The organism is Streptomyces sp. NPDC006430, from assembly GCF_040612395.1.
GTDB lineage: Bacteria > Actinomycetota > Actinomycetes > Streptomycetales > Streptomycetaceae > Streptomyces.
On the sequence record NZ_JBEXQA010000004.1, the window covers coordinates 336,955 to 353,742 of the forward strand.

At 70.2% G+C, this 16,788-nt stretch carries 10 protein-coding genes and 3 pseudogenes; 8 read left to right on the forward strand and 5 right to left on the reverse strand.

From position 1 onward, the window contains the following. Nucleotides 1–127: 127 nt before the first annotated feature. On the reverse strand, nucleotides 128–1,048 hold the full coding sequence (locus ABZZ20_RS09380; RefSeq protein ID WP_356868440.1) for a serine/threonine-protein kinase: 921 nt from the start codon (nucleotides 1,046–1,048) through the stop codon (nucleotides 128–130). 166 nt (nucleotides 1,049–1,214) lie between these two features. Here ABZZ20_RS09380 and ABZZ20_RS09385 point away from each other — a divergent pair, with 166 nt between their 5' ends. From ABZZ20_RS09385 to ABZZ20_RS09395, 3 genes are all read left to right on the forward strand, one after another. Beyond that, entirely contained in the window at nucleotides 1,215–3,200 is a 1,986-nt protein-coding gene (locus ABZZ20_RS09385; protein WP_356868442.1) for an N-6 DNA methylase, read from the forward strand. A gap of 587 nt (nucleotides 3,201–3,787) precedes the next feature. After that, nucleotides 3,788–6,454 (forward strand): SpoIIE family protein phosphatase, encoded by a 2,667-nt coding sequence (locus tag ABZZ20_RS09390; RefSeq protein ID WP_356868620.1) that lies wholly within the window; start codon nucleotides 3,788–3,790, stop codon nucleotides 6,452–6,454. A 122-nt stretch (nucleotides 6,455–6,576) separates the two neighbouring features. Further along, a complete protein-coding gene (locus ABZZ20_RS09395; protein WP_356868444.1) occupies nucleotides 6,577–7,722 on the forward strand; it encodes an extracellular solute-binding protein in 1,146 nt (381 codons plus the stop codon). A gap of 155 nt (nucleotides 7,723–7,877) precedes the next feature. Here the strand turns inward: ABZZ20_RS09395 and ABZZ20_RS09400 are convergent, their stop codons facing one another. The 3 genes from ABZZ20_RS09400 to ABZZ20_RS09410 all read right to left on the reverse strand — a co-directional run bounded on the left by ABZZ20_RS09400 (nucleotide 7,878) and on the right by ABZZ20_RS09410 (nucleotide 11,657). Further along, on the reverse strand, nucleotides 7,878–9,806 hold the full coding sequence (locus ABZZ20_RS09400) for a GAF domain-containing protein (protein WP_356868447.1): 1,929 nt from the start codon (nucleotides 9,804–9,806) through the stop codon (nucleotides 7,878–7,880). A 133-nt stretch (nucleotides 9,807–9,939) separates the two neighbouring features. Then, a complete protein-coding gene (locus ABZZ20_RS09405; RefSeq protein ID WP_356868449.1) occupies nucleotides 9,940–11,331 on the reverse strand; it encodes an MFS transporter in 1,392 nt (463 codons plus the stop codon). Between the two features lie 101 nt (nucleotides 11,332–11,432). Then, nucleotides 11,433–11,657: a tyrosine-type recombinase/integrase gene (locus tag ABZZ20_RS09410; protein ID WP_356868451.1), complete on the reverse strand. Its 225-nt coding sequence runs from the start codon at nucleotides 11,655–11,657 to the stop codon at nucleotides 11,433–11,435. A 32-nt stretch (nucleotides 11,658–11,689) separates the two neighbouring features. On the opposite strand from ABZZ20_RS09410, the pseudogene ABZZ20_RS09415 reads away from it, so the two are divergent. The 4 genes and pseudogenes from ABZZ20_RS09415 to ABZZ20_RS09430 form a co-directional block, all read left to right on the forward strand. Then, nucleotides 11,690–12,142, forward strand: a pseudogene (locus tag ABZZ20_RS09415) (IS21 family transposase); the annotation flags it as partial. 178 nt (nucleotides 12,143–12,320) lie between these two features. Then, nucleotides 12,321–13,631 carry a DUF1254 domain-containing protein gene (locus ABZZ20_RS09420; protein WP_356868453.1) on the forward strand — a complete coding sequence of 437 codons (1,311 nt, stop codon included), beginning with the start codon at nucleotides 12,321–12,323 and terminating at the stop codon, nucleotides 13,629–13,631. 68 nt (nucleotides 13,632–13,699) lie between these two features. Further along, nucleotides 13,700–13,925, forward strand: a pseudogene (locus tag ABZZ20_RS09425) (transposase); the annotation flags it as partial. A 690-nt stretch (nucleotides 13,926–14,615) separates the two neighbouring features. Next, nucleotides 14,616–14,879 carry a hypothetical protein gene (locus tag ABZZ20_RS09430; RefSeq protein ID WP_356868455.1) on the forward strand — a complete coding sequence of 88 codons (264 nt, stop codon included), beginning with the start codon at nucleotides 14,616–14,618 and terminating at the stop codon, nucleotides 14,877–14,879. A gap of 90 nt (nucleotides 14,880–14,969) precedes the next feature. On the opposite strand, the gene ABZZ20_RS09435 is transcribed toward ABZZ20_RS09430, so the two are convergent. After that, the gene (locus tag ABZZ20_RS09435) at nucleotides 14,970–16,394 is read right to left on the reverse strand and encodes an RtcB family protein (protein WP_356868457.1); all 1,425 of its coding nucleotides are present in this window, start codon (nucleotides 16,392–16,394) and stop codon (nucleotides 14,970–14,972) included. Between the two features lie 104 nt (nucleotides 16,395–16,498). Here ABZZ20_RS09435 and ABZZ20_RS09440 point away from each other — a divergent pair. Next, nucleotides 16,499–16,735 (forward strand): annotated as a pseudogene (locus ABZZ20_RS09440) (helix-hairpin-helix domain-containing protein); the annotation flags it as partial. Between the last annotated feature and the right edge of the window lie 53 nt (nucleotides 16,736–16,788).

A 16,788-nucleotide genomic window follows, 5' to 3' on the forward strand; every position in this document is an offset into this window, starting at 1 on the left:
GGAGCGTCACGACACCCCGGCCGACGGGGCCATTGTGTCACCGGTCACGAGACGCCTGTGCCGCACGTGACCAAGAAAGTGCGGGCCGCAACGATCAGAACCCCCTGGAACCCGGTGGCCCTGTCGCTCACAGGGGGACCGGCCCCTGGGGGACCAGGAAGGGACGGCGCGGATCCTCGGGCGGAGTCTGCCTGACAGCCAACCCGGGCTCCGGCACCGGCAGGTGGGGCGCCAGGCCGGCGTAGACCTCGGCGGCCGAGGCGGGACGGTCGTCCGGCCGCTTGGCCAGCAGTGCCGTGATCAGGTCCTGCAGATCCCCTGGCACACGCACCCCTGCATCGGCGATGCGGGGTGGAGGCGAGGCCAGATGGTGGGAGGCCAGGAGCGCCGGCTGATCCGTGGGGAAGGGTGTCTCGCCTGTGAGCATGTGGTGCAGCAGGCAGCCCACGGCGTACAGGTCGCTGCGGCCGTCGAGCCGGTCGCGGCCGGCCAGGAGTTCGGGAGAGGCGCAGATGAGGTTGCCGACGCCCTCGCCTGTCGTCGTCAGGCGCGGATCGGTGTCGCTGAGCAGCTTGACCAAGCCGAAGTCGAGGATCTTCACGACACCGTCGCGGCGGACCATGACGTTCTGCGTCTTCAGGTCGCGGTGCACCAGGCCGGCCGCGTGGACCGCCGACAAACCCGCGCACAGTTGGGCGGCAACGGCGGTAGCGGTGGGGACGTCGAACCGGCCGTCCTCCTGCTGGTCGAAGAGGTACTCGAGCGTCGTGCCGTCGATCAGTTCCATCACCAGCCAGCACGCGTCGTCCGTGATCGACGCGTCGAAGACCGTGGCGACGTTCGCGTGGTCGAGGCGCGCAGCCGCCCGCGTCTCCCTGCCGAACCGTGTGAGTGCGGCGTCTCGGCTGCTCGCCACGGCCAGCAGTTCCGTGGCGACGGTCTTCACCGCGACGGGCCGGTCAAGAGGCAGGTCGCGTCCCTGCCACACGTGCCCCATCACTCCGCGACCCAGCACGGACTCCAGCCGATAGCGGTCGTGGATCACCATTCCCGGCACCGGACTCCACATGTTCGCCGACCTCCACATTCTCTGCACAGTCAAGATGGAACGTACACTCTGTGAACAAAGTCAATGAGGGTAGTAGCCTTCCTCGCATGAACGGCCGCTGGGAACGCCGACCAGCCCAGCCGCCAAGTACCTCGGAGACTGAACCATGAATGCCCATGACGCCGTCCCCGTCAGCCTGGCCGAGATCGCCCGGATCGCCGGCGTCGGGCGAGCTGCAGTGAGCAACTGGCGCCGCCGCCACGACTCCTTCCCCGCCCGGATCGGGGGCACCGATGTCAGTCCGCAGTTCTCACTGGCAGAGGTCGAGCAGTGGCTGCGGGACAACGGCAAGCTGGGGGACATCGGCGGCCGGGAGCTCCTCTGGCCGCGTTTCGAGGCTCTCGGCAGCCGGAACGAGTCGGGGCTCGCCATCGCCGAAGCGGCTCGCCGGATGCGATCCCCCAAGGCGCGGATCGCCCATCCCGAGCTCTCCGCGCAAGCCCGCGACCTGGTGGCCCAAGCGGCGAAGGTGGGACGGGAAGAGGGACCGCGCGAGACCTTCGAGTTCCTGCTGCAACGATGGCTGGAAACCCATGTGCGACAGCTCAGTACCACGCCGCCTCAACTCGCCGCGCTGATGGCCCGGATCGCCCTCGCCGTCCGCCTCGGTCGGGCACAGGGCGGACTGACCCTCCTCGATCCGGCCTGCGGTACCGGACACCTGGCCGCAGCGGCCGTGCAGGAGTACGACGGCCCTGGGCTGAAGATTCTCGCGTGCGAAAGGGACCCGGCGCTGGCCGCGTTGACGGTCGGCCGGCTCGAATTCCTTACTGAGGACCACGACATCCAGACCCGGATCACCACCGCCGACGCACTGCGGGACGACCCCTTCGCCGGAGCGAAGGCCGACATCGCGCTGTGCAACCCCCCCTTCAACGAACGCGACTGGGGCTACGAGGACCTCGCCACCGACCAGCGCTGGACGCACGGCCTGCCCCCTCGCACCGAGCCCGAACTGGCCTGGGTGCAGGACCTCCTCTCCCACCTCAAGCCGGGTGGGGCTGCCGTGGTCGTCCTTCCGCCGGCTGTCGCGTCACGTAAGGCGGGCCGTCGTATCCGCGGCTCGCTGCTGCGCACCGGAGCGCTCCGCGCGGTCGTCTCCCTGCCTCCCGGCAGCGCACAACCGCGCAGCGTGTCACTACAGTTGTGGATCCTCCGTGCGGCGTCGGACGGCCTTGTGGCCGCTCCCCCGATCCAGGACGCCCTCCTGGTCGACGGCACACGTTTCGCGAGGTCGGGAACGCGCGAACCCAGCCCGGACTGGGACGGCCTCGGTTCGTTCGTGCTCACCGCGATGGCGACCCTCGACCAGACGGACCAGGAGCTGCCGCAGGGCGCCGTCCGTGTGCCCCTGCTTGACCTTCTCGACGACGAGGTGGATGTCACTCCGGGGCGCTACACCCAGGCGACGGCCGAGCCGACCAGTAAGGAACTCGCCGGCAAGTGGGACGAGTTCGGGTCAGTGCTTGCCGATCTGGCCGATCATGCGCGGCGTCTGTCCGCACTCGACCTCGAGGCCGGGGCGTCACAGACCACGACGACGGTGGGGGACCTCGTCAAAGCCGGGGCGCTGACACTGCGCGCCGGCCAGCAGCCACTGGACTCGGCCACAACGGCTCGCGGGGCCACCGTTCCGCTCCTCACCATCGTCGATCTTCTGCACGACGGCACTCCCAGCGCAGTGGTACCCACCGGGTCGGCCCCGGCCATCGCGGAGGAGGGCGACGTCGTGGTCGCCGGAGTGGCTCGGGCCTTCAAGGCGTGGGTCCACGAAGGACCGCCGATGGCGCTGGGCCCTCAACTCTACATCCTGCAGGTTGATGCGGAGAAGCTGGAAGCCCACTTCCTCGCAGGCTGTCTGTGCGCGCCGGCCAATGGGCGCCAGGCAGGCACCCATGCCTCCAGTTCGTCCAGGGTCGACATCCGACGCCTCCAGGTGCTCCAGCTTCCTCGGGAGAAGCAGGCGGTGTATGCCGAGACGTTCCGTCGCCTCCGGGCTTTCGAAAAGCTGCTCACCACAGTGGACCGTTCGGGCAAGGAGCTGGTGAGCGACATGAGTGATCGTCTTGCGGCAGGCGGGCTGACCACCTGACCTCCTCCGGCCCGGCCGCGCCGGGGGCGGGGCTCTCGCAGGACGGTGATCAACCCGCGCAGCGTGAGACCGCCAACCGGCCCAAGGGGCCGATTACGCCGAAGCGGGCATGTTGCAGATGCGGCGCTCCGGGGTCTCGACGGACGTCACGGGCGGCGGAAGCCTCCGTCAGCCGACCGTCGCTACTGGGCGTGAGCGACCGAGAGCGGTGCGCGTGGGGGATGGATGCAGAGCACCCGGCCCTGAAATCTGCCTGGCGATCCACGGCAGGACGCGATCGGCCTCCGGCCCGGGACAACCGGATCCGTGCCGCATTGGCGTTACGGTGGCCCGGATCCCGCCCGCGCCGCCGACACGTCGCGCCCCACCCTCGCTCTGCTTCCCGCTGCCGACGGCCCGTAGAGGTTAGAGAATGGACTATGAGCAACCTCCTGGGACCTTTCCGGCGTTGGCTGCTCGGCTCGACCACGAGCTCTTCGTCTCCCCCTCGGCGTCCTCGCTCAGGACACCACCAGGAGCATCAGGTGCACTCCCAGCCCCCCAAGGGAAGGGCGCGGCAGCCGCAGCGTCTGTCCTCGCTGCTGAGCGTGCGCAGCGTGGCCGGCGAGGTGTTCCTCCTGCAGCTGACCGTCGTGGTGCTTCTCGTAGTCGCTGCGGTGGCGGCCCTCGTGGTGCAGGCCAGGAGCGCGGCCATGCTGGACGCCCGGAACCGTACGCTCGCCGCCGCCGGAACGTTCGCGGAGTCTCCGGGGATCGTCGCGGCCCTGCGCAGCCCCCATCCGAGCGCGGTGCTACAGCCGAGCGCCGAGAAGGCCCGGAAGATCGCCGGGGTCGACGGCATCAACGTGTACACGCTCGACGGGGTCACCGTCGCCCACAGCGACCCGGACCAGATCGGGAAACGCGTCGTCGGCCCCTTCTCCAAGGCGGCGGCCGGCAAGTCCTTCACCGAGACGTTCGAAGGGTCCCTCGGCCAGTCCGTGGTCTCGGTGGTCCCCGTCAAGGATTCCCGCGGCGCCGTCATCGCCATCGTCTCCTCCCCGGTCACCGTCCAGAACGTCTATAACATGGTGAACCGGCAGCTGCCGGTCGTCCTCGGCAGCGCAGCCGTGGTGCTCGCCCTGTCCGCGGGCGGCACGGCTCTGGTGAGCCGTCGGCTGCTGCGCCGGACCCATGGCCTGGGACCGGCCGAGATGACGAGGATGTACGAGCACCACGACGCGGTGCTGCACGCGGTGCGGGAGGGCGTGCTGATCGTCGGCGGCGGCGGACGGCTGCTACTGGCCAATGACGAGGCGCGGCGGCTGCTGGATCTGCCGGTGGACGCGGAAGGGCGCCCCGTCACGGACCTGGGTCTGGCGGAGGGGATCGCCGATCCGATCGCATCGGGCCGTTCCGCGACCGACGAGGTGCACATGGCAGCCGATCGGCTGCTGGCGGTGAACATCCGTCCCACCGCCCCCTACGGGCAGGCCGGGACCGTCATCACGCTGCGGGACACCACGGAGCTGCGGGCACTCTCCGGCAGGGCCGAGGTGGCCCGTGAACGGCTGAAGTTGCTCTACGACGCGGGGGTGCAGGTCGGAACGACGCTGAACGTGGAGCGCACCGCGGAGGAGCTGGCGGAGGTGGCGGCGCCGCGGTTCGCCGACGTGGTCACGGTCGACCTGCTGGACCGCGTGCTGCGCGGCGAGGAGCCGCCCGAAGCAAGCACCGAGATGCGCCGCACCGCCGCTGTCGGCCTTCAGGGCGACCATCCCCTGTACTCCGTCGGCAAGCTGATCCGGTTCGTTCCCACCAGTCCCATGGCCGCCGGGCTGACCAGCGGCCATGCGGTCCTGGAGGCGGACCTGCGTGTCACTCACCGCTGGCGGGACCAGGACCCGGCCAACGCCGTGCGGATCCTGGACCGCGGCATCCACTCCCTGATCTCCGTGCCCCTGCAGGCCCGGGGCGTGGTGCTGGGCATGGCCAGCTACTGGCGGGGGCAGGACTCCCCGCCGTTCGACGAGGAGGACGTGTCCTTCGCCGAGGAGCTGACGGCCCGGGCGGCACTGTCCGTCGACAATGCCCGCCGCTACACACGCGAGCACGCCATGGCCGTCACCCTGCAGCGCAGCCTGCTGCCCCGGGGCGTACCGGAGCAGTCCGCCGTCGAGGTCGCGCACCGCTATCTGGCCGCCCAGGCCGGGGTGGGCGGCGACTGGTTCGATGTCATCCCGCTGCCCGGCGCCCGAGTGGCCCTAGTGGTCGGTGACGTCGTCGGTCACGGTCTTCACGCCGCCGCCACCATGGGCCGCCTGCGCACGGCCGTGTACAACTTCTCCACCCTCGACCTTCCTCCGGACGAGCTCCTGAGCCACCTGGACGAGCTGGTCGCCCACATCGACACCGACGAGCAGGAGTGGCAGGGGATCACCGGGGCCACCTGCCTGTGTGCCGTCTACGACCCCGTCTCGGGGCAGGTGACGGCCGCCACCGCGGGGCATCCCGGCCCCGCTCTGGTCCTTCCCGACGGAACCGTGTCCTTCCCCGAGGTACCCGTCTCCCCGCCGCTGGGCCTGGGCGCGGGCATGCCCATGGAGACCATGACGGTCACCCTGCCCGAGGGGTCTCGGCTGGCGCTGTTCACGGACGGGCTGATCGAGAGCCGCGACCGCGATCCGGACGCGGGCCTGGCAGCGCTGCGCGCTGCCTTGGCCGGGCCTGTCCGTACCCCGGAGGAGACCTGCACCGTGGTGATCGACGCGATGCTGCCCGCCAAGCCCGGCGACGACGTCGCGCTGCTGGTGGCCCGCACCCGCCGACTGGATCCCGCGCGGATCGCCGAGTGGGACGTGCCCCCCGACCCTGCGGCCGTGTCCGTGGTGCGCAGCGCCTGCGCCCGCCGACTGGCGGACTGGGGCCTGGAGGACATCGCCTTCACCACGGAACTCATCCTCAGCGAGCTGATCACCAACGCCATCCGCTACGGCACCGAGCCCATCCGGGTGAGGCTGCTGTACGACCGCAGCCTGATCTGCGAAGTCTCCGACGGATCCAGCACCTCCCCGCACCTGCGCCGGGCCGAGGCCACCGACGAGGGCGGGCGCGGCCTGTTCCTCGTCGCGCAGTTCGCCGAGCGCTGGGGCACCCGCTACACCGCCCGCGGCAAGATCATCTGGAGTGAGCAGGCCCTCCAGGACGGGGCCGCAGCGCCCGCGATGGATCTCGGGGAGGCACTCCTGGCCGGGTGGGACGACGAGGGGTTCTGAGCCCGCGCCGGTACGACAGCCGCAGGGAAGACAGCGGACACTACCGTCTGGGACTGCGCTGCCGAGGCCGCCGAAAGTACGCTGGCCTCGATCAGTACGCGACCGCCCGTTATGGAGCCTTTGTGCCCACACCCCGTCTCCGAACAGCTTCCGTCGCCGCCTGCCTGGCTCTCGCGGCGGCTCCCCTCGGTGGCTGCGGAGACAAGCCCACCGCCGCGCCTAGGGCACCTGCGGTGGCCACGTCCGCAGCGGACGCCGGCGGCATGGCAGCACTGACCACAGCAGCGAAGAAAGAGGGTGCGCTCAACACGATCGCGCTCCCGAGAGACTGGGCGAACTACGGCGCACTGATCGACGGCTTCGAGAAGAAGTACGGGATCAAGGTCACGGTGGAGAACCCGGAAGGCACCAGCCAGAGCGAGATCAACGCCTTGAAGGAGCACAGGGGCGAGGGCCGCGCCCCCGACGTGATCGACGTGGGGGGCTCGTTCGCGCAGTCGGCGGCCCGGCAGGGCCTGCTCGCACCGTACAAGGTCGCCGCGTACGACCAGATTCCCAAGCACCAGAAGGACCCACACGCCCGCTGGTACAACAACTACGGCGGCTACATCTCGATCGGCTGTGACGCCAACCGCGTCAAGACCTGTCCATCGACCTTCGCCGATCTGCGCAAGCCCGAGTACAAGGGCCAGGTCGCGCTCAACGGCGACCCCACCAAGTCCGGCTCCGCCTTCGCCGGGGTGTATGCGGCGGCCCTGGCGAACGGGGGTTCCTTCGACGACATCCAGCCCGGTATCGACTTCTTCGCCGAGCTCAGCAAGAACGGCAACTTCATCCCGGTCCAATCCTCAGCGGCCACGATCGCGAAGGGCCAGACCCCGATCAGCATCGACTGGGACTTCCTCAACCTCGGATACGCCGACGAATTCCGGAAGAAGGGCACGGACGTCGACTGGCGGACCGCCATCCCCTTCGACGGCAGCTTCGCCGAGTACTACGCGAACGGGGTGAACAAGGACGCCCCGCACCCCGCGGCGGCACGTCTGTGGCAGGAGTACCTCTTCAGCCCGGAAGGCCAGAACATCCGGCTCGGCGCCTATGCACGCCCCGTCCTCATGGACGCCATGGAGAAGGACGGCACCCTCGACAAGGCCGCCGCGGAGAAACTGCCGACGGTCGAGGGCACGCCGACGTTTCCGACGAAAGCACAGACGGAGAAGGCGAGAAAGACCGTCAACCGCGGCTGGGCCAAGGCGCTCTCGGGCTGACGGCGGGGGCGGACCGCCCGCCGGGCCACCAGGCGGCAGAGGCCGTGACCGCATTGCGCGCGCTGCCGGTGACCGGCAGGCAAGCAGGCAAGCAGGACTCCGGTCGTACCGTGCTGGTCAGCGGGAACCGGGGCCGGACGCCCGGCCAGCCCGGATCAACCTCGCGGGCCGCCGGCCTGGGTTGTGGCGGATGACACCTGCGCTATGCGGAGGGCGAGTTGGAGCTCAAGTGTCTTCTCGGGGCGTTGCCAGTCCCGGCCGAGGAGTTGCCCGATGCGGTCCAGGCGCTGCACCACGGTGTTGATGTGGACGTGCAGGGCATCGCGCGCCTTCGTCTGGTTCATCCCGGCGGCGAAGTACACCTGGAGGGTGTGCAGGAGGTCGGTGCCGCGTTTGGCATCGTATTCCAGGAGCGGGCCGAGGGTCTGGTGGATGTACCCGCTCAGGTCGGCCTGGTCTCCGAGGAGTACTCCGACGAAGCCGAGGTCGGCGAGTGCGGCTCCTCGCCCGTGGTGACCGAGGGCGCTGAGAGCGGACAGGCAGCGGAGGGCTTCCGCATGGGCGTCGGCCAAGCCTTCCGGACCGGTGACGGGTCCTGCGGCTGCGACGGTGACGGGTGCGGCGATGGCCTGCCCCAGCTCGTCGGCGAGGTGTGCGGCGCAGGCGCTGGGAGTGTCGGAGGGGCAGACGAAGACCACCTCTTCGTGGTGCGTGCCGGCCAGTCCGTGGCGGGTCTGTGCGGTGCGGGCCGCGGCGGCCAGCAGCCGGGGCCGGGGGACGGTGGGGGCGTGGAGGACGAAGACCGTGTGCGGGTGGTCCAGGTTGACCTTGAGCCGCCGGGCCCGGGCCGAGAGGGTACCGGGGTCGGTGGCTCGGGTGAGGAGGTCGCCCAGGAGTTCGCCGCGGATGCGGTCCTCGGTCTCCGCGACGGAGCGGCGCAGGAGGAGGAGCAGGGCGGTGACGACACTGGCACGTTCGAAGAGCCGGCGGTCCGCCTCGCTGAGGTCGGGGCGGCCGGTGAGGGCGATGCTGCCCAGGAGCTCGTGCCCGGCGAGTACGGCGCACACCCATGTTCCGTCCACGGGTACCGCACGTCCCCCGGCCCGGGAGGCGGCGACGGCCTGCGCGGGCGGGAGGAGGGCCTCGGCACCCACCCGGGCGAGTTCGCCTCCGTCCGCGTCGTGGATCAGGGTGCCGCACCGGAGGATGCCGCCGATGGCGGAGGCGACGTCGGTGATATCGCCACCGCGGAGCACGAGGTCGGTAAGCCGGTCGTGCGCTTCCTCGGCACGTCGCATGGCCTCGCTGTGTGCCTCGATGGTCTGTGAGGCTTCGTTGAGCTCGACCAGAGCCGTACGGGTCTCGTCCATCAGACGGGCGCTGTCGATGGCTATGGCCGCGTGGTCGGCGAGTGAGGAGAGCAGTGCGACTTCGTCGGGGCCGAAGGTGCGGGCGGTGCGGTCGGCCGCGTAGAGGACACCGATCACCCGGGTGCCCAGCCGCAGGGGTACGCCGAGGATGGCGTGCAGGCCCTCTTCGATGACGGCGCCGTCGATCGTGCTGGTGTGTTTGAAGCGGGTGTCGTCGCGGTAGTCGCCGGTGGTGTACGGGCGGGCGGATTCGGCGACGAGTCCGCCCAGACCCTCCCCCATGCCCAGTCGCACCTGCTGGAATGCGGCGGAGACGCAGCCGTCGGTGACCCGCATGTAGGTGTCGCCGGCTTCGTCGTCGTTGAGGGACAGGTACGTGACGTCCGTGCCCAGGAGGAGTTTGGCCCGGCGGGTGATCGCCCTCAGGACGGCGTCCAGGTCCCTGAGTGCGGCGAGGTCACCGGCGCTGTCGAAGAGGGCGGCGAGTTCGGCCTCGCGGCGTCGGTGCTGGCTGAGGGTGCGGCGGATCCGGAGTGCCACCTGGGTCGCTTCCGCTATCGCCGCGACCTCGGACTCGCCCATGTTCGCGGCCCTGGCCTCTTCGGCGGGGCGGGTGAAGTGCTCGGGCGGCGCACCCTGTGCCAGGAGATCCAGCAGGTGCCGCAGGGCGGACCACGGCTGCCCGGTTCCGGGGTCCTTCACGGTCGTGGGCATGGGGCGCTCTCCGTGGTCACATGCGCGGTGGTGTCCTCGCACCGGCGGTCGTACGAGGTGGGGCGGAAGGTGCCGGTCGGCACGCTGTTCCCCCGTATCCGCCCGGTACCCGGCGGATACGGGGCAGTTCGGCTCACCCGTCGGCAGAGGCCGCGTGGTGTGCGGCCTGGCGGCCGGCGGGGACCGTGGCGCCGGCCTGGGTGTGGTTCTGGGTCAGGCTACGCCCGCGGGTCTCCTTGGCCACGAGGACGGTCAGGGTGGTGATGACGACCGCACCGGCCAGGTAGAGCGAGATGGGCAGGGATGCGTCGTAGTCCTTGAGGAGTTCGACCGCCACGATCGGGGCGAGGGCGCCGCCGATGATGGAGGCGAGCTGGGAGCCCATCGAAGCACCGGAGTAACGGACGGTGGTGTCGAACATCTCGGAGATGAAGGCCGCCTGTGGTCCGTACATCGCGCCGTGGAAGAGGAGTCCGATGGTGACGGCCGCGGCTATGGCGGGGAACGACTTCGTGTCCAGCATCGCGAAGAACGCGAATGCCCATCCGGTCATGCCGAGTGAGCCGATCAGGGTGACGGGGCGGCGGCCCATGCGGTCGGAGAGCGCGCCCCAGGCCGGGATGGTGACGAAGTGGACGGCGGAGCCGATGAGCACGGCGTTCAGACCGTTGCTCTTGGACAGTCCGAGGTGGCTGGTGACGTAGACGAGGAGGAAGGCGGTGAGGATGTAGTAGGAGATGTTCTCGCCGAGGCGGGTACCGATCGCTGTGAGGACACCGCGCCAGTTCGTCCGGAACACTTCCGCGACGGGGAGCTTCTCCTTGACGCCCGCGGCGGCCTGCTCGGCGGCCCTGGCCTGCGCTTCGAGGAAGACGGGGGACTCGGAGACCGATACCCGGATCCACAGGCCGATCACGACCAGGACGCCGGAGAGGAGGAAGGGGATGCGCCAGCCCCAGGCGAGGAAGGTCTCGTCGGACTGGACGGCGGCCAGTAGCGCGAGGACAGCGGTGGCGAGCAAGTTCCCGCCGGGGGCCCCTGCCTGGGGCCAGGAGGCCCAGAAGCCGCGGTTCTTGTCGTCGCCGTGTTCGGAGACGAGCAGGACCGCGCCACCCCACTCGCCGCCCAGTGCGAAGCCCTGGATCAGGCGGAGCACGGTCAACAGGACCGGGGCGCCGACGCCGATGCTCGCGTGGGTGGGCAGCAGGCCCATGGCGAAGGTCGCGCCGCCCATCATGACGAGGCTGAGGACGAGGAGCTTCTTGCGACCGATCTTGTCGCCGTAGTGGCCGAAGACCACGCCGCCCAGTGGGCGGGCCGCGAACCCGATGGCGTACGTGAGGAACGCGAGGAGGGTGCCGACCAGCGGCTCACTGCTGGGGAAGAACAGCTTGTTGAAGACGAGGGCGGCGGCGGAACCGTAGAGGAAGAAGTCGTACCACTCGACGGTGGTGCCGATGAGGCTTGCGCCGACGATGCGCGCGAGGTGCCTGGGGTGCGAGGGTACGGGTGTTGCGGCGGCCATGGTCACCACTTCCAAGGAGCTTCGGGGGACGTCGTCGTGTCGCCACACCATAGGAATCCGCAGGTCACGAGCGTATGTGGCGGGACACCATAATTCGCCCCTCAGGCACCGGTACGACCACCACACCGATGCCTGAGGGCCCACGCAGGGGCAGCCAGCATCATCGGGTCCCGGTGCCCCGGCCACTCGGCCATGTCGGTGACTGGCACGCCCTTCGACAGGCCAGCCGAGGCGAAGAAGTGCCGCAGCCAGTGCGGTGTGATCTTCCTGGTGATTCCGGTGGCCTGTTTGGCCGTGCGCCAGAGACGGTCGACGAGCGAGTACATCAGGATGTTCGTGCGCCCGATGTCGGAGAACCGCGACGGTCCGGATCCCGAAGCGGGACCTGGTCCCCACCGCGGTCAACCTCCGACCCGAGTACGGCGACTTCGCCGAACTGCAGCAGGCCTGCGGGGACTTCATGAACGAGGTGAACGGCCGAATACACCGCGAGACCCGCCGGATCCCGGCCGAGCTACTGGCGGAGGAACGGCTGCGGCTGCACCCGGTGCCCGGGCAGCCGTTCACCGCGGCGTTCGGCGAGACCCGCAAGGTCGGCAAGGACTCCACGATCTCGGTCGAGTCGGTCCGCTACTCGGTCCCGCACGAGCTCGTCGACGAGCGGGTCTGGGTCCGCTTCCACGGCGACGAGCTGATCGTCACCGCGTTGGCCTGAGGTAGCGCGGTCGAGGTCGCCCGCCACCCGCGCTCGACGCCGGGCAGTCCGCGGATACCCGACGAGCACTACCCCGACGCCCCACGCGGCGAGCGCACCAGGCCGCTGGCGAACGGGAAGGCCTCCACGAACTCCCTTCGGCCCGGACTTCGCAGCCACCTCGACAGTGGAACGGCGGCTGGCTCACGAGGCGGTCTGGCGCTGCGGATCAAGCAGCGCCAGACTTTGCCTGACCCGTCGTCAACGACTCGTCACACTATGGAGGGGATGAAGCATGAGCATGCTGTCGGCTGATCCGCGGACCCTGGCCCGCGAGGCGTACACCTATCTCTATCCGCTGGTCATGATGGATGTCACCCGCCGACAGGCCACCTCTCCCCTGGCGGTGCAGTGGCCGGGCTACGGTGTGCCGAACGAGTTCCACCACCTGCGCGAGTTCCCTTCGGCGGAGTTCCGTGCCGTGGTGCGGCCGAACTTCGACACGCTGTATTCCAACGCCTGGCTGGACCTGACCGGCGGCCCGGTGGAGCTGCATGTGAGCGATACCGCCGACCGGTACTTCATGCTCCCGCTGATGGACATGTGGACCGACGTGTTCGCCACCGTCGGCAAGCGCACCACCGGGACCGGGGACCAGGACTACCTCATCGTCGGACCCGACTACGACGGCACTCCCCAGGACGGTGTGACGTTGTTGCGGGCACCGACGCCCTACGTGTGGATCATCGGCCGGACACAGACCAACGGCCCGGCCGACTACGAGGCCGTCAGGGAGGTCCAGGACGGCTACACCCTGACCGCGGTTCCTCCGCGCGGGTACGACGACCTCGACAGCGACATCGACGTCACGGCCGACGCGCTCGCCCTGGTGAACAAGCTCAGCGCGGTCGACTTCTTCAGCTGGGCCGCCGAGGCGCTGGCGGTCAACCCGCCACACGTCGCGGACTTATCCGTCCTGGCCCGGATCGCGAACCTCGGTATCGCGCCGGGCCAGAAGTTCGATCCCGGCCGGTTCACCGAGGCCGACCTCGCCGAGATCGACGCCGGCGCGCAGGAGGCACTCGCGGAGATCCTCGGCTCGATGGCGAGCTTCGGCGTCGCGGCCAACGGCTGGCGGACCTCCCTCGACACCATGGGCGTCTACGGCAACAGCTACTTCAAACGCGCCGGGGTCGCCGCGGGCGGTCTCGGCGCCAATCCTCCCGAGGACGCCGTCTACCCGGTCCTGGTCGCCGACGCCGATGGCGACCCCGTCAACGGCGACAACGACTACCTCCTCAGGTTCGATGCCGCCGCGATGCCCCCGGCCGGCGCTTTCTGGTCGGTGACCATGTACGACGCCGAGGGCTACCAGGTCGCGAACGAGATCAACCGCTTCGCTCTGGGTGACCGCGACGACCTGGTATACGACCAGCAGGACGGCTCGCTCACCATATACATCTCGCAGCACAACCCAGGCCCGGACCGGGAGGCCAACTGGCTGCCGGCTCCGTCCGGCCCGCTGGGGATCACCATGCGCCTCTACGCGCCCGAGCCCGAGGTGCTCGACGGCACCTGGAACCCGCCGGCGGTCACCAAGGCATGACAGATCGTTCCACAAGGAGTCGTCCCCCAGGGCTTGTACCCGGTGATCTGCTCCAGCAGGCTCCCTGAGTGCGCCCTGATCTTGTAAGACGACTTGTGGGCGCGGGTGGCTCCGCTGTTGCCGCCCGCGCCCGAGCGCCGTCGCCAGCACCCCAGGCGGCTCCGTGTATCCGACCGGGTGGCGTTCGCCGGCATCCTGTACGCACTGCGGACCGGTGTTCCCCGGCGCGATGCCCCTGCCGAGACCGTGGGCTGCTCGGGAGTCACAGCCCGGCGCCGGCTGCGGGAGCGGACGTCGTGCCTCCATCGAGGTCGGCAGAAGGTGCCTCCCCATGGGTGACTCTGCCCCGCGCGCGGGGCAGACGGCCCAGGGCGTGGTAGGTCCCCCTGGAGGGGACCTACCACGCAGCGGGAGCAAGGGTGCGGCGCATTCTCGTCATCGACGGCCATCCGGACGTCGGCAGCTACTGCGCCGCCCTGGCGCACGCCTACGCGGAGGGCGCTGGGGCGGGTGGACATGAGGTTCTGCGCCATTGTGGATTCCGCCCGGTCCGGCGCACTCTCCTGGCCGGAATGCAGTCGGCGAGCCAAGAACGGCGTGAACGGTGGCTGAGGGAGGTCCGCGCCATGGGGCGCGCCGGCCGTTAGGGAGTCGAAGTAGAACCCTCCGGAGGGGACTTTGACGGCAGGTCCTAGCCGGGTGGGAACCAGTGGCAGCCATGACCCGGAAGCCTGTGCCCGCGAGGGATGGCGGTCCGGGTAGCGCAGCAGCGCTCCCACTCCGTCAACCAGCCGCAGCTTCCGCTCGGAGACGACAACCAGTTCGGCCCCCGTGCCGACGAGGACGCGGGCCAGGGCCGCGTCGGCCTGTTCCTCGCTGGCCCCTCGTATGCCGTAGGAGCGCAGTGCGTACGGTGCCGACGGCATCCGGGGAGTGGCGGCCGCCGTACCGCACACGCACGGCCAGGTACGGGATTCCGGGCGCATGCTGGACGATCAGGGGCATCGTGTCCGGCAGGGTTCCGAACCGTGCGGTGTCCCGTGCGGGCGGCACGGTCAGCTCGTCGAGCAGGGCCGGGCGGCCGTGCGCGGTGAATACCGCCTGTCCGTGGGTGCCGGGAACGTCAGCGTCGTTGCCTACCGCGCCCACCACGGCGGCGATGGATTCATGATCGGATCCCTCGGACATGAGGGAGGCGTCCGTCTGTTCAACGGCGAGGTGGTCCGCGCCGCAGGCGTCACCAGGTGACCGACCTCGCCCGCCGCTGGTTCACCGACCACATGGCGGCCACCGCTCGCCCAACGGCCCGATTCTGACCGTGGGTGGTCCCCTGGCTGTTCATCCCTTGACGACTCCGAGCGGTACCAGGCGGGCGACCAGCCGGGCGAGCCCTGAGCCCTCCGTGGCGGCGGCCACGGCGTCGACGTCCTTGTAGGCATCCGGCGCCTCTTCGGCGAGCGCACGCCAGGAAGCCGGGCGGACCGCGATGCCGCGGGACTCCAGCTCCTGGTGCAATTCCTCGCCGCGGACCTGGCGCAATGCCTGGTGGCGGCTCCAGACACGTCCGGCGCCGTGGGCGGAGGACCAGAAGGCGTCGTTGCCGACGGTGCCGGCCATCACGTACGAGGCCGTGCCCATGGTGCCGGGCACCAGGACCGGCTGCCCGGACTCCGCGAGGTCGCCCGGAAGGTCCGGGTGGCCGGGGGGCAGGGCCCGGGTGGCGCCCTTGCGGTGGACGCACAGGCGCCGCGGTATGCCGTCCACGTCGTGGGTCTCGATCTTCGCCATGTTGTGGGAGACGTCGTAGACCAGGTCCAGACCCGCCCCGGTGGCGACGGCGAAGGCGTGGCGTGCGGCCTCGGTGAGCAACTGCCTATTCGCGCGTCCGTAGTTGGCGGCGGCGGCCATCGCCCCGAGGTAGGCCCGGCCCGGTACGGAGACGGCGGGCGCGCAGGCCAGCTGCCGGTCCGGCAGGTGGATGCCGTAGGCGCGCAGGGACTGGTCCATCACGCGGACGTGGTCGCTGCACACCTGGTGGCCCAGGCCGCGTGACCCGCAGTGGATCATGACGCACACCTGGCCCGGATGCAGACCGAAGGCGGCCGCGGTCCCGGCGTCGTAGACGCGGTCCACGGCCTGCACCTCCAGGAAGTGGTTGGCCGACCCGAGGCTGCCCACCTGCCGGAGCCCGCGGTCCACGGCCCGCTGGCCGACCTGCGACGGATCAGCCCCCGCCAGCGTCCCGCCGTCCTCACAACGCTCCAGGTCACGGGGCACGCCCCGGTCGTGCTCGACCGCGTAGGCGGCCCCGGCGACCATGAGCTCCTCCAACTGGGGGCGTCCGGACAGCTTCCACAGCCCGCCGGGCCCCAGGCCGCGCGGGACGGTGTCGCCGAGGATGTCCATCAAGCGCCGCATCCGGGGGGCCAGCGGGCCGCGGTCGATGCCGGCGGCGAGCAGCCGTACGCCGCAGGAGATGTCGAACCCGACGCCGCCGGGCGAAATCACGCCGCCGGCGTCGATGTCCGTGGCGGCCACGCCGCCGATCGGGAAGCCGTACCCCCAGTGCACGTCGGGCATGGCGTACGAGGCGCGGACGATGCCGGGCAGTGTCGCCACATTCGCGACCTGTTCGAGCGCCTTGTCCCCGGCCGCTTGTGGCAGGAGCTCCCGGGTCGCGAAGACGACGCCGGGGACGCGCATCGGGTCCTGCCGCTCGATGCGGAACCGGAACGGTGTCTCCTGCACCAGGGTGATGTCCATGCCCGTCATCCCTCTCCGGGCCTCGTGACTTCCAGTAGACCCTCGGCGTCGGGACTTCGCGCGGCGGAGAGCACGTCGAGCGCACGGTTCCTGGACTGGAAGACGTGGTCCGGCCCAACGCGGAGGTCGAGGCGCTCCTCCTGGAGTACGCGGACCTCATCGCCATCACCGGAGGCGAGGCGTTCAAGGAGCGCGCCTACGAGAAGGCGGCCCGCGCGAGCGGCGGTCACCCCGCCGATGTGTCCCACCTCGACGCCGCTGGTCTGCGGGAGATCCCGGGCGTGGGCCGGTCGATCGCCGAGAAAGTCGTCGAGTACTTCCGTACCGGCAAAGTGTCGGCACGGCGCAACGCGGATGGCTCACCCCCGACGACGTGATCAACACCGGGCCACTG

Bases quoted from the DNA above. Each gene is read 5' to 3' on its own strand.
- ABZZ20_RS09430 (WP_356868455.1), top strand. From the start codon at position 14,616: ATGCTGGACGATCAGGGGCATCGTGTCCGGCAGGGTTCCGAACCGTGC.
- ABZZ20_RS09405 (WP_356868449.1), bottom strand. From the start codon at position 11,331: ATGGCCGCCGCAACACCCGTACCCTCGCACCCCAGGCACCTCGCGCGC.
- ABZZ20_RS09380 (WP_356868440.1), bottom strand. From the start codon at position 1,048: ATGGTGATCCACGACCGCTATCGGCTGGAGTCCGTGCTGGGTCGCGGA.
- ABZZ20_RS09410 (WP_356868451.1), bottom strand. From the start codon at position 11,657: ATGTACTCGCTCGTCGACCGTCTCTGGCGCACGGCCAAACAGGCCACC.
- ABZZ20_RS09385 (WP_356868442.1), top strand. From the start codon at position 1,215: ATGAATGCCCATGACGCCGTCCCCGTCAGCCTGGCCGAGATCGCCCGG.
- ABZZ20_RS09420 (WP_356868453.1), top strand. From the start codon at position 12,321: ATGAGCATGCTGTCGGCTGATCCGCGGACCCTGGCCCGCGAGGCGTAC.
- ABZZ20_RS09435 (WP_356868457.1), bottom strand. From the start codon at position 16,394: ATGGACATCACCCTGGTGCAGGAGACACCGTTCCGGTTCCGCATCGAG.
- ABZZ20_RS09400 (WP_356868447.1), bottom strand. From the start codon at position 9,806: ATGCCCACGACCGTGAAGGACCCCGGAACCGGGCAGCCGTGGTCCGCC.